Source organism: Verrucosispora sp. WMMA2044, from assembly GCF_027497155.1.
In the GTDB taxonomy this organism is placed as follows: Bacteria; Actinomycetota; Actinomycetes; order Mycobacteriales; family Micromonosporaceae; genus Micromonospora; species Micromonospora palythoicola.
In genome coordinates this window covers 3,177,867-3,190,116 of the sequence record NZ_CP114913.1, presented here as the reverse complement: position 1 = coordinate 3,190,116, position 12,250 = coordinate 3,177,867, and the positions used below count along the sequence as shown (strand labels likewise).

General features: G+C 70.0%; 10 protein-coding genes and 1 rRNA gene. 5 read left to right on the top strand and 6 right to left on the bottom strand.

Going from position 1 to position 12,250, the window contains the following annotated elements; genetic code table 11:
* Positions 1-38: 38 nt before the first annotated feature.
* Positions 39-479 carry a hypothetical protein gene (locus O3597_RS14475; RefSeq protein ID WP_281601466.1) on the bottom strand — a complete coding sequence of 147 codons (441 nt, stop codon included), beginning with the start codon at positions 477-479 and terminating at the stop codon, positions 39-41.
* Positions 480-491: 12 nt separating this feature from the next.
* The gene (ppdK, locus tag O3597_RS14470) at positions 492-3,152 is read right to left on the bottom strand and encodes a pyruvate, phosphate dikinase (RefSeq protein WP_281601465.1); all 2,661 of its coding nucleotides are present in this window, start codon (positions 3,150-3,152) and stop codon (positions 492-494) included.
* A 129-nt stretch (positions 3,153-3,281) separates the two neighbouring features.
* On the opposite strand from ppdK, the gene O3597_RS14465 reads away from it, so the two are divergent.
* From O3597_RS14465 to O3597_RS14455, 3 genes are all read left to right on the top strand, one after another.
* Entirely contained in the window at positions 3,282-3,782 is a 501-nt protein-coding gene (locus O3597_RS14465; protein ID WP_164445126.1) for a GNAT family N-acetyltransferase, read from the top strand.
* Positions 3,783-3,830: 48 nt separating this feature from the next.
* On the top strand, positions 3,831-4,466 hold the full coding sequence (locus O3597_RS14460) for a hypothetical protein (protein WP_281601464.1): 636 nt from the start codon (positions 3,831-3,833) through the stop codon (positions 4,464-4,466).
* Positions 4,467-4,589: 123 nt separating this feature from the next.
* A complete protein-coding gene (locus O3597_RS14455) occupies positions 4,590-5,990 on the top strand; it encodes a hemolysin family protein (protein WP_281601463.1) in 1,401 nt (466 codons plus the stop codon).
* A 40-nt stretch (positions 5,991-6,030) separates the two neighbouring features.
* Here O3597_RS14455 and O3597_RS14450 read toward each other — a convergent pair whose 3' ends face one another.
* The 4 genes from O3597_RS14450 to O3597_RS14435 form a co-directional block, all read right to left on the bottom strand.
* Entirely contained in the window at positions 6,031-6,360 is a 330-nt protein-coding gene (locus O3597_RS14450; RefSeq protein WP_164445123.1) for a PRC-barrel domain containing protein, read from the bottom strand.
* A complete protein-coding gene (locus O3597_RS14445; RefSeq protein WP_164445122.1) occupies positions 6,347-6,727 on the bottom strand; it encodes a hypothetical protein in 381 nt (126 codons plus the stop codon). Before O3597_RS14445 ends, O3597_RS14450 begins: the two co-directional genes overlap by 14 nt.
* Positions 6,724-7,950 carry a divalent metal cation transporter gene (locus tag O3597_RS14440; RefSeq protein WP_281601462.1) on the bottom strand — a complete coding sequence of 409 codons (1,227 nt, stop codon included), beginning with the start codon at positions 7,948-7,950 and terminating at the stop codon, positions 6,724-6,726. The genes O3597_RS14445 and O3597_RS14440 overlap by 4 nt, the downstream gene beginning before the upstream one ends.
* A 156-nt stretch (positions 7,951-8,106) precedes the next feature.
* Positions 8,107-8,487: a PaaI family thioesterase gene (locus O3597_RS14435; RefSeq protein WP_166457921.1), complete on the bottom strand. Its 381-nt coding sequence runs from the start codon at positions 8,485-8,487 to the stop codon at positions 8,107-8,109.
* A gap of 113 nt (positions 8,488-8,600) precedes the next feature.
* On the opposite strand from O3597_RS14435, the gene tyrS reads away from it, so the two are divergent.
* On the top strand, positions 8,601-9,887 hold the full coding sequence (gene tyrS / locus O3597_RS14430; protein WP_164445120.1) for a tyrosine--tRNA ligase: 1,287 nt from the start codon (positions 8,601-8,603) through the stop codon (positions 9,885-9,887).
* 625 nt (positions 9,888-10,512) lie between these two features.
* Positions 10,513-12,027 (top strand): 16S ribosomal RNA (locus O3597_RS14425).
* Positions 12,028-12,250 lie beyond the last annotated feature (223 nt).

The window sequence follows — 12,250 nt, the reverse complement described above, 5'->3', positions numbered from 1 at the left end:
GGCAGCACCGTCACCGGAAGTGCTCGCCGGGGCCGAAGTCAGCGTTCGGCGACCAGCCGGTGGGCCCGGAGCAGGCGGGCCCACCAGGGGCGGGCGGCCCGCGGCGGCGGTGTGCGGACGCCCCGGAAGCTGACCCAGCCGCCCGGTCCCATGCTCAGCCGACCGACGGCGGGTGGTCGCCGCCGGCCCAGCGCCGTGACGCCGGCGGTGACCAGTCCGACGGTCAACACCCCCGCCGCGGCGACCAGCAGCCGGTCCGGATCGGGCAGCGGCCGGTACCGGACGCGCCCGCCGGTGGCGACGAACACGCCGACCGGACGTCCGTCGCGGGTCACCGGCACCAGCGCGGCCGGCGGCGTGCCGGGCAGCTCAAGCACCGGCCCGACCGACAGCGGCACTGCCGGCTGCGGCGCCGTTTCCGGGGCCGGTCGGGGCTGGGCCAGCGGCACCGACCCGGTGGCATTGAAGATGGCGGTCATCTCGGGTACCTCCTATCGGGCGTCGGAGCCGACGCAGTCCGGTGCCACCGCGGCCCGGCCGGCGGCCAGGCGGGCGATCGGCACCCGGTACGGCGAGCAGGAGACGTAGTCGAGTCCGGCCTCGGCGAAGAACTCCACCGACTCCGGGTCACCGCCGTGCTCGCCGCAGACCCCGACCGTCAGCCCGGGTCGCGCCGCGCGGCCCTCGGCCACCGCCAGGCGGACCAGCCGGCCCACCCCGGCGACGTCGATGGTCTCGAACGGTGACGCCTCGACGATGCCCCGCTCCAGGTAGTCACCGAGGAACGAGCCCTCCCCGTCGTCGCGGGAGAACGCCCACGTGGTCTGGGTCAGGTCGTTGGTGCCCAGGGAGAAGAACTCCGCCTCGCCCGCGATCGCCCCGGCGGTCAGCGCCGCGCGCGGCGTCTCGACCATCGTGCCGACCGGGATCGGCGGCGCACCCGGCACGGTGGCCAGCACGTCGGCCACCTCGGCCCGCACCGCGGCCAGCTCGTGCACGTCGACGACCAGCGGAACCATGATTTCCGGGCGCGGGTCGCCGCCCTCGGCCACCCGCCGCGCCGCCGCCTCGGCCACGGCCCGGACCTGCATCGCGAAAAGGCCCGGCACCACCAGACCCAAACGGACCCCGCGCAGGCCCAGCATCGGGTTGCTCTCCTGCATCCGGCGGACGGCGGCCAGCAGCACCGCGTCGCGACCCGGGTGCTGCCCGAGCGCCTCTGCCCGGGCCACCCGCGCAGCCAGTTCGGGCAACGGGGGGAGGAACTCGTGCAGCGGCGGGTCGAGCAGTCGGATGGTCACCGGCAGGCCGTCCATCTCCGCGAGGATCGCGACGAAGTCCTCCCGCTGCAACGGCAGCAGCTCCGCCAGCGCGCCGTGGACCTCATCCAGGCCGTCGGCCAGGATCAACCGCTCCACCAGGGCCCGGCGGGCACCGAGGAACATGTGCTCGGTCCGGCACAGCCCCACCCCGTCCGCGCCGAGCGCCCGCGCCCGCGTCGCGTCGACGGGAGTGTCGGCGTTGGCGCGTACGCCGAGCCGACGCACCGAGTCGGCGTGCCGCAGCAGCCGGTCCACCGCCGAGACCAGCCGGTCGGACTCCGGCGCCAGCTCACCGGCGAGGTAGCGGGTCACCGGGGAGGGGCGCACCGGCACCTCGCCGAGATAGATCCGCCCGGTGGTGCCGTCGATGGAGATGAGGTCACCGGCCCGGACCGTGGTGTCGCCGACCCGGAACTCGCCGTGCTCCGGGTCGATTTCCAGTGCCTCCGCCCCGCAGACGCAGGTGCGCCCCATGCCTCGGGCGACCACGGCGGCGTGCGAGGTCTTGCCGCCCCGGGCGGTGAGGATCCCGGCGGCGGCGATCATGCCGGGCAGGTCGTCCGGGTTGGTCTCCCGGCGGACCAGGATCACCGGCCCGTCCGCCGCGGTCGCGGCGGCGTTGTCGAAGACCACCCGGCCGGCGGCGGCCCCGGGCGAGGCACCGACGCCCGTGGCGAGCGGCTCGGGGGTGGCCTGCGGGTCGAAGGTGGGGAACATCAGCTGGGCCAGTTGGGCCCCGCTGACCCGGGTCAACGCCTCGTCCCAGCTGATCAGACCCTCGTCGGCCAGTTGCGCGGCGATCACGAACGCCGCCGCCGCGGTCCGCTTGCCGACCCGGGTCTGCAACATCCACAACCGGCCCCGTTCGATGGTGAACTCCACGTCGCACAGGTCCCGGTAGTGCCGCTCCAGGGTCGTCATGATCCCGGTCAGCCGCCGGTAGCTGGCCGGGTCGAGCCGGGACAACTCGTCCAGCCCGACCGTGTTGCGGACCCCGGCCACCACGTCCTCACCCTGGGCGTCGGACAGGTAGTCGCCGTACACGCCGGGTGCGCCGGTGGCCGGATCGCGGGTGAACGCCACCCCGGTACCCGAGTCCGGGCCCAGGTTGCCGAAGACCATCGCCATCACGTTTACCGCCGTGCCCAGGTCGTCGGAGATGTGCTCGCGGCGTCGGTAGAGCACCGCCCGGGAGGCGTTCCACGACTCGAAGACCGCCCGGATCGCCAGATACAACTGCTCGTGCGGGGCCTGTGGGAAGTCGTGGCCGACCCGGTCGGCGAACACCTTCTTGTACGTCTCGACCAGCCCGTGCAACTGCTCCGCGGTCGGCCCGTCCGGCCCGGCGGTGGCCCGCAAGGCGTCCAGTTCCCGGTCGAACTCCTCGGCCGGCACGCCGTGCACCGTCCGACCGAACATCTGGATCAACCGGCGGTACGAGTCCCAGGCGAACCGCTCGTCGCCGCTGATCCGGGCCAGTCCGGTCACGGTGGCGTCGTTGAGCCCGATGTCCAGGATCGTCTCCATCATCCCGGGCATCGAGTAGCGCCCGCCGGAACGGACGGCCAGCAGCAGCGGCTCGGCCGGGTCGCCGAGCCGCCGGCCCAGCCGCACCTCGACCTCCCGCAGATGAGCGTTCACCTCGTCGAACAGCCCGTCGGGCACCGCCTTGTCGGCGAGGTACGCCCGGCAGGCGTCGGTGCTGACGGTGAAGCCGGGCGGCACCGGTAGCCCGAGCCGGGTCATCTCGGCGAGGTTGGCGCCCTTGCCGCCGAGCAGGCCGGCCATTTCTCGGCCACCCTCGATGAAGTCGTACACGTACCTGGTCATGACCGGGCCTCCACTTCGCCGTCGATGCCTCTGCCTCGTTGGTAGCAACACCGCCGCTGGCGGGGTCAGGGCCGAAAGCCGATCCGAACCGGGTCGGTGGTCCCCAATCGGAACGCGTATGGTCGGCCGGTGACCCATGACCTGCGGCTGCGCCCGGTGCGTGAGGACGACCTGGTGGAGTTCTTCACGCACCAGCTCGACCCGGAGGCCAGCCGGATGGCCGCGTTCGGCGCCGCGGACCCGACGGACCGGCGGGCGTTCGCCGCGCACTGGGTCCGCATCCTCACCGGCCCGGACAACCTGGCCCGCACGGTGACCGTCGACGGCACGGTGGTCGGTCACGTGCTGGCCTTCCCGGTCGGCGACGAGTTCGAGGTCAGCTACTGGATCGACCGGGCGCACTGGGGCCGTGGCTACGCCACCCGCGCCCTGACCGCGCTGCTGCGGGAGGTCACCCGCCGGCCACTGTTCGCGCGGACGGTCACCGACAACGCCGCGTCGCTGGCGGTGCTGCGCCGCTGCGGCTTCGTCGTCCGGGGAACCGACCGGGCGTACGCCCCGGGTCGCGGTCACGACGTCGACGAGTACGTCCTGGAACTGCCGGCCGCACCCGACACCGACCCGGCGTGATCCGCCCCTGGCACCCGGCCTGACCAGGGCAGCGACTACCCTCGCGGGGTGAACTGGCTGGAACTGGTCGGCTGGGCCGGCTCCGCGTTGCTGGTCTGGTCGTTGCTGCAGACGCGCATTCTGCGGCTGCGCGCCCTCAACCTGGTCGGCTGTGCCGTCCTGATCGGCTACAACGCCACGATCCGGGTGTGGCCCATGGTCGGGCTGAACGTGGTGCTGGCCGTGATCAACATCTGGTACCTGCGGCGGCTGCTCACCACCCGCCACGACGAGCAGACCTACCAGGTGGTGCAGGTGGGTGCCGACGACGCGTTCCTGGCCCACACGCTGCGGGTGCACGCCGCCGACATCGCCCGGTTCAACCCGGGTTTCCGTCCGGACCGGCCGGTCGATCGTTCGGCCTTCCTCGTGGTACGCGCCGACGAGGTCGTCGGTGTGGTGCTGGTCCGCGACGTCGGCGACGGGGTGGCCCAGGTCGACCTGGACTACGTCACCCCACCGTTTCGTGACTTCACCCCCGGCGAGTTCGTCTACCGGCGCAGCAGCCTGTTCACCGACCGTGGGTTCCGTCAGGTGCTGAGCCCGCCGGGCATGATCGCCCCGTACTACCACCGCCTCGGGTTCCGCCGCGCGGGGGAGTCGTACGTGCTGGACCTGCCGGCGCCGGCGCTGCCGCAGGGCTGAAGCGCGCCCCCGCCCCACCTGGTGATGATTCACCGCCGGAGCGAGTGGGCATAGGCTCCGCTACGCCGGCGGGGCCGCCACCGGCGGCGCCACGGGGCGTGGTCCAGCGAGGGAGAACCAGGCGTGCAGAGCTACTGGAGCCAGCTGGCCCTGGTCGCGGTCCTGATCGTGGTGAACGCGATCTTCGCCGGCAGCGAGCTGGCGCTGGTGTCGTTGCGCGACAGCCAGGTCCAGCGACTGGAACGCAGCGGGCGCACGGGTCGGGTGCTGGCCCGGCTGGCCCGCGATCCGAACCGGTTCCTGGCCACCATCCAGATCGGCATCACGCTTGCCGGGTTCCTCGCCTCGGCCGCCGCCGCGGTGTCACTGGCCAAGCCGCTGGTTCCCCTGCTGGACGGCGTCTTCGGCCGGGCCGCCGGCCCGATCTCCGTGGTGCTCGTCACGCTGGTGCTGACCTTCGTCACCCTGGTCTTCGGTGAGCTGGCCCCGAAGCGGATCGCCATGCAGGTCCCGGAGCGGTGGGCGCTGCTCGTCGCCCGTCCGCTGGATCTGCTCGCCGCCTTCACCCGGCCGGTCGTCTGGGTGCTCGGTGCCACCAGCGACCTGGTGGTACGGCTGGTCGGCCTGGACCCCAAGCCCGAGCGGGACGAGATCAGTCCGGACGAGCTGCGCGACATCGTGGCCGGCCACCACGGCTTCACCAAGGAGCAGCAGACCATCATCGCCGGCGCGGTGGAGATCGCCGAGCGCAGGCTGCGGGCGGTGCTGGTGCCGAGGCTGCGGGTCTTCTGCCTGGACAGCGGCACCACCGCGGAGGCTGCCCGACTCGTGCTGGCCGCCTCCGGGCACTCCCGCGCGCCGGTGGTACGCCACGGCGGCCTGGACGACTCGGTGGGCGTCATCCACCTGCGGGATCTGGTCGGCGTCGGTGACGATCAGCCGGTCGACGAGTACGCCCGCCCGCCGCTGCTGCTGCCGGACTCGGTGCCGGTGGTCGACGCGCTGCGCCGGTTCAAGGCCGAACGCCAGCACATGGCCCTGGTGGTCGACGAGCGCGGCGCCGTCGAGGGCATCGTCACGCTGGAGGACATCCTCGAGGAGATCGTCGGGGAGATCTACGACGAGACCGACCGGGATGTCGGTGCGGTCCGCACCGACGCCGACGGGGCGCTGCTGCTGCCGGGCACCTTCCCCGTCCACGACCTGCCCGACATCGGCGTGGAGCTGCCCGGGCGGCCGGACGGCGACTACACCACCGTGGCCGGGCTGCTGCTGGCCGGTCTCGGCCGGATCCCCCACGCCGGGGAGCAGCTCACCGTTGACGGCTGGCGGCTGGAGGTGACGCTCGCCGACGACCGCGCGGTCTCCGGGGTGCGGCTGCGTCGTACGGCAACGGGATCCGCGGACCCGGACGCTGCCGAGACGACCGGGCCGGCGACGTTGGACGAGCCCGAGGCGCAGCCGGACGACGCGGCGGGCCCGCCGGCCGACTCCCCGTCGGTGCTGGACGGCACCCGGCACTGAGAAACCGTGCCGGCCGCCGGCGCAGCCACGCACGGCCTGCTCAGGCAGGATCCGGGTCGGCGTCGTGCGGCCGACCCGGATCGGGCCGACCAGGCAGCGGTGGGTCCAACCGCACCCGGTGCACCGGCACCTGCCAGGTGCTCCGAGCGAGCAGTCGGGCCAGCGCGCGGATCGCCCAGGGGCCGGACGGGTGCCGCTGCGGACCGATGAGCCGTCCACTCAACCGGCCGTACCAGTGCCGGGTGACGACCAGGTCGGTCAGCCGCAGCGGGCCGTCGGCAGGGCCGCGCAGCACGAGGTCCACCACCCGACCCACGCGCCGGCCCTGAGGGTCGTACGCGGTACGCCCCAACAGGTCACCCGCTCGCACGGTGCGCTCCCGGAATCCGATCGATCACGTGCCGGCGCAACCACTGCTCCACCGGCGAGGTGGGCAGTTCGTCGGCCCGCACCCGCAGCCACACCGCACTGTCGACCCGTTCGACGAGCGCGTACGGGATGCGTAGCGGCGCCATCGGCCGGTCCGTGACGAATCGCTCGGCGGTCAGCACCAGCATCCGGCCGAGGCGACCGCCGACCCGCTGCCCGAGCGCGCCCGGCCCGCTGAGCAACGACCGCAGGTACGGCACCCCGTCCGCGTCGAGCGCGAACTCCACGTCGTCGACCTTGCCGATCAGCCGCCCGTCCCGGTCGACCAGTTGCCGGTCGAGCAGCTCCTGGCTGATCTGGATCCTCACTGGCCCATCCTCGTACCGATCGCCAGCGGCACGGCGACGATCGAGGCGGCGAGGATGACCAGCAACAGCACCGCGCCCAGCAGGTTGAGAGCTCGGCCGTTGACCCGGTCACCGAGGTACGTGCGGTCGTTGGCGACCACCAGGATCGGCAGGTAGATCAGCGGTAACGCCACCGCGCTGATGATCAGCATGTATTCGGTGAGGGTCACCGGGTCGACCGTGGTGAGCAGGATGAGCACCCCGAGCAGCACGCTTACCAGCAGCACCGTGTGGAAGCGGGCCGCCTCGTGCGGGCTCACCCGTTTGCCCCACTGCCAGCCGAAGTACTGCGCGGCGGCGTACGCGGCGGACAGACCGGTCTCCAACGCGGCACCGAAGGTGACCGCGAAGAACGCCAATGCGGCCACGGCCAGGCCGGCCGAGCCGAAGGCCAGCACCACCGGCTGCGCGACCTGGTCGAGGCCGTCCACCGACAGGCCGGCGGGACGCAGCACCACCGTCGCCGTGGCGATCAGGGACAGCGCGAGGAAGCCGCCGATCGGAAAGCCGACGAGCACGCCGAAGCGGGCGTCGGCCAGGTCGGTGGCGCTCCACCGTTCCTCGACCCCACCTGAGGAGAAGAAGAAGACCTCATACGGGCTGACCGTCGAGGCGAACAGCGCCACCGCGACGAACCAGTACGCCCCCCATCCCTGACCCGAGTCGCCAGGTGTCACCGCACCGCGGCCGAGCGCCGCCCAGTCGGTCGGCAGCCAGAACAGGGCGACGGCGAACACCACCAGGGCGAGTCCGGCCAGCCCGAAGACCCGTTCCATCACCGGAAACCGCATCCGCCACAGCACCAGCCAGACCGCGATCCCGGCGACCGGCACCCAGAGCAGGTACGGCACGCCGGTGGCCAGCCGCAACGCCAGCGCCACCCCGCCCAGTTCGGCGGCCAGGGTGATCACCGTGACCAGGTACGACGCCACCAGGTTGAGCAGTGCCATCCGCGCGCCGAGCCGCTCCCGGACCAGGTCGAACACCGCCCGCCCGGTCACCGCCGCGATCCGTCCGGCCATTTCCGCGTACGCGCAGATGGCGACGACCCCGAGCAGCAGCACCCAGGTGTGCGCCATGCCGAAGCGGGCCCCGGCCTGACCGGCGGCGACCAGGTCGCCGATGTCGACGAAGCCGCCGACCGCGGACAGGATGCCGAGCGTGGCGGCGAGAAGCTTCCTCACGTCGGCGGTGCGGGCTCGGTCATCGACGCGACGATAACGCCGCGAAAGCCGCCATCTACCCGAAACCGCCTTCAGCGCCGCTCAGGCATGGCGGCGACGATGAGCGGCGGTCGGGGTGCGCCCGGTTCCCGGGCCGACGGTGTTCTACCCGCCCTGTCAGTCGGCGGTCGGGTAGAGGTTCTGCAGGCGGACCTGGCCGCGGGCGACCAGCCGCCCGTCCGCGTCCGTGATCTCCACCTGCCACAGTTGCTGACTCCGCCCCCGGTGCACCGGGGTGCCGACCGCGACCAGCTCACCCTCGCCCACGGCCCGTAGGAAGTCGGTCTGGTTGGACACCCCGACCACCCGCCCGCGCTCACCCAGCCAGACACCGGCCCCCAGGCTCGCCGCCGTCTCCACCACCGAGCAGTGAACCCCGCCGTGCAGGATGCCGTACGGCTGGTGCAGCTCCGGGCGGACCCGCCAGCGGATCGTGACCCGGTCCCCGCTGATCTCGTCCAACTCCAGTCCGAGCAGGGCGAAGAAGCCACCCGACATCGTCGACACGTCCACGGCCACCTCCACGATCTTGGACTCGTCAGCCTAGTGCCGGTGCCTGTCGCCGGAACCCGGTAGGGCCGGACCGGGCTGATGGGGGACAATCGGTGACCGTGACCGACAGCACCCTCCCGCCGGTCCGGCGGGACTCCCTGACCGATGACCTGCGCTGGCGGGGTCTGCTCCAGGACTCCACCGATCCGGACGAGCTGCGCACGCTGCTCGACGGCCCGGGAGCCGCCTTCTACGTAGGCTTCGACCCGACCGCGCCGAGCCTGCACGTCGGCCACCTGATGCAGGTCACCACCGCCCGTCGCCTCCAACTCGCCGGGCACCGGCCGCTGCTGCTGGTCGGCGGGGCGACCGGTCAGATCGGCGATCCGAAGGAGAGCGCGGAACGGACCCTCAACCCGCCGGAGGTCGTGGCGAGCTGGGTGCAGCGGATCCGTGACCAGCTCGCGCCCTTCGTGTCGTACACCGGGGACCATGCCGCCCGCCTGGTCAACAACCTGGACTGGACCGGCGAGATGTCGGTGGTGGAGTTCCTACGTGACGTGGGCAAGCACTTCCCCGTCAACCGGATGCTGGCCCGTGAGGTGGTCCGGGCCCGGCTGGAGAGCGGGATCAGCTTCACCGAGTTCAGCTACCAGCTGCTCCAGGCCAACGACTTCTTCGAGCTGCACCGGCGGCACGGCTGCCAGCTCCAGTTCGGTGGCTCGGACCAGTGGGGAAACATCACCGCCGGAGTCGACTACGTCCGGCGACGCGGGCTCGGGCCGGTCCAGGCGTTCACCACCCCGCTGGTGACCAGGTCGGACGGCTCGAAGTTCGGCAAGACCGAGGGCGGCGCGATCTGGCTCGATCCCGAGATGACCAGCCCGTACGCCTTCTACCAGTTCTGGATCAACGTCGACGACCGGGACGTGGGCCGTTACCTGCGCTACTTCAGTTTCCGCAGCCGGGAGGAACTGGAGGAGCTGGAGAAGGAGACGGCGGAGCGGCCGGCGTCCCGGGCCGCTCAGCGCGCTCTCGCCGAGGAGTTGACCACCCTGGTGCACGGTGAGCGGGAGATGGCACAGGTGGTAGCGGCCAGTCAGGCGCTCTTCGGTCGGGGCTCACTTGACGAGCTGTCGGCGGTGACGCTGCGCGCCGCCCTCACCGAGGCCGGACTGGTACGCCTCGCCGACCTGCCGGACGTGGCCACCCTGTTCAAGGAGTCCGGCCTGGTGCCGAGCATGAAGGAGGCCAGGCGGGTGATCGCCGAAGGCGGCGCCTACGTCAACAACGTCCGCGTCGTCGCGGCGGACGCTGTGGTCTCGCCGGCGGATCTGCTGCACGACAGGTACCTCGTGCTCCGGCGGGGCAAGCGCTCCTTCGCCGGTGTGGAGGTCGAGTCCTGACCCTGCCCAGCAGGTGTGACGCGGGACGCGCCTGACGGATTTGACGATCAATCCGCCGGGCGCGTAACTTTCTCTCTGCCAGCGCGGAACGGACGAACGGGGCGAAAGCCTCAGGCCGGAGTGCAGGTAGACCTTTCGGGCCAAGAGGCTACGGCCAGGCGCTCGAACCGGGTGGTGCCCCAGATTCGTCGGGAGGCGGATTTGGCGGGGCGAAACCGACCGGGTATGGTTGACGACCGGCAGGGCCCCAGGCGCGCTCGCGGGAGACCGCAACGGCTGGCCTGCCACAACCACGACAGGAATGGCGAGAGCCGGCTTGATCGTGGTGCCCGGAGAAATGGGTGGAAGTTGCGACAGACCGATGCAAGTCGGTTTGACACGACAGAAACCAGCGGGTAACGTAGTAAAAGTGCCCGGTGCGGTTGTGGTCGGGTGTGGTGCCCCGGATGGTGGCCTGTGGTGGGTTGTCTGATGGTGTGTGGTTGTTCTTTGAGAACTCAACAGGGTGCTTGATAAGCCAGTGCCAAATTGGTTTTATGTTCCGGGCTGGCCAGTTTTGCTGGTTGGTTCGGGTTCCTTTGGCAACAATTTTGTTTGTTGCTGGGATGGATTGTTCAACAGGTTTTTGTTGGAGAGTTTGATCCTGGCTCAGGACGAACGCTGGCGGCGTGCTTAACACATGCAAGTCGAGCGGAAAGGCCCTTCGGGGTACTCGAGCGGCGAACGGGTGAGTAACACGTGAGCAACCTGCCCTAGGCTTTGGGATAACCCCGGGAAACCGGGGCTAATACCGAATATTCACTTGCGGACGCATGTTTGTGGGTGGAAAGTTTTTCGGCTTGGGATGGGCTCGCGGCCTATCAGCTTGTTGGTGGGGTGATGGCCTACCAAGGCGACGACGGGTAGCCGGCCTGAGAGGGCGACCGGCCACACTGGGACTGAGACACGGCCCAGACTCCTACGGGAGGCAGCAGTGGGGAATATTGCACAATGGGCGGAAGCCTGATGCAGCGACGCCGCGTGAGGGATGACGGCCTTCGGGTTGTAAACCTCTTTCAGCAGGGACGAAGCGCGAGTGACGGTACCTGCAGAAGAAGCGCCGGCCAACTACGTGCCAGCAGCCGCGGTAAGACGTAGGGCGCGAGCGTTGTCCGGATTTATTGGGCGTAAAGAGCTCGTAGGCGGCTTGTCGCGTCGACTGTGAAAACCCGTGGCTCAACTGCGGGCCTGCAGTCGATACGGGCAGGCTAGAGTTCGGTAGGGGAGACTGGAATTCCTGGTGTAGCGGTGAAATGCGCAGATATCAGGAGGAACACCGGTGGCGAAGGCGGGTCTCTGGGCCGATACTGACGCTGAGGAGCGAAAGCGTGGGGAGCGAACAGGATTAGATACCCTGGTAGTCCACGCTGTAAACGTTGGGCGCTAGGTGTGGGGGGCCTCTCCGGTTCTCTGTGCCGCAGCTAACGCATTAAGCGCCCCGCCTGGGGAGTACGGCCGCAAGGCTAAAACTCAAAGGAATTGACGGGGGCCCGCACAAGCGGCGGAGCATGCGGATTAATTCGATGCAACGCGAAGAACCTTACCTGGGTTTGACATCGCCGGAAATCTCACAGAGATGTGGGGTCCTTCGGGGCCGGTGACAGGTGGTGCATGGCTGTCGTCAGCTCGTGTCGTGAGATGTTGGGTTAAGTCCCGCAACGAGCGCAACCCTCGTCCCATGTTGCCAGCAATTCGGTTGGGGACTCATGGGAGACTGCCGGGGTCAACTCGGAGGAAGGTGGGGATGACGTCAAGTCATCATGCCCCTTATGTCCAGGGCTTCACGCATGCTACAATGGCCGGTACAATGGGCTGCGATACCGTGAGGTGGAGCGAATCCCAAAAAGCCGGTCTCAGTTCGGATCGGGGTCTGCAACTCGACCCCGTGAAGTCGGAGTCGCTAGTAATCGCAGATCAGCAACGCTGCGGTGAATACGTTCCCGGGCCTTGTACACACCGCCCGTCACGTCACGAAAGTCGGCAACACCCGAAGCCGGTGGCCCAACCCTTGTGGAGGGAGCCGTCGAAGGTGGGGCTGGCGATTGGGACGAAGTCGTAACAAGGTAGCCGTACCGGAAGGTGCGGCTGGATCACCTCCTTTCTAAGGAGCACCATCCCGCGAAGGCGGGTATGGAGCCCGCACTGTCCGAGTGTGATGGTGGGGTGCTCGTTGGCGGAGACACTGGCGAGTCTTGTCCTGGCAACGGCCGGAGTTTTCTTAGTACAGCCACTGTGGTGGTGGGAACGGGGTTCCGGTGCGGCTGGGAGGGATGTAGGGCACCCTGTTGGGTCCTGAAGGAACAACCGATGGTGGTTGGTCTTTC

Excerpts from the sequence above, each read along its gene's own strand:
- O3597_RS14475 (WP_281601466.1), bottom strand. The coding sequence starts at position 479 with ATGACCGCCATCTTCAATGCCACCGGGTCGGTGCCGCTGGCCCAGCCC.
- ppdK (WP_281601465.1), bottom strand. The coding sequence starts at position 3,152 with ATGACCAGGTACGTGTACGACTTCATCGAGGGTGGCCGAGAAATGGCC.
- O3597_RS14435 (WP_166457921.1), bottom strand. The coding sequence starts at position 8,487 with ATGTCGGGTGGCTTCTTCGCCCTGCTCGGACTGGAGTTGGACGAGATC.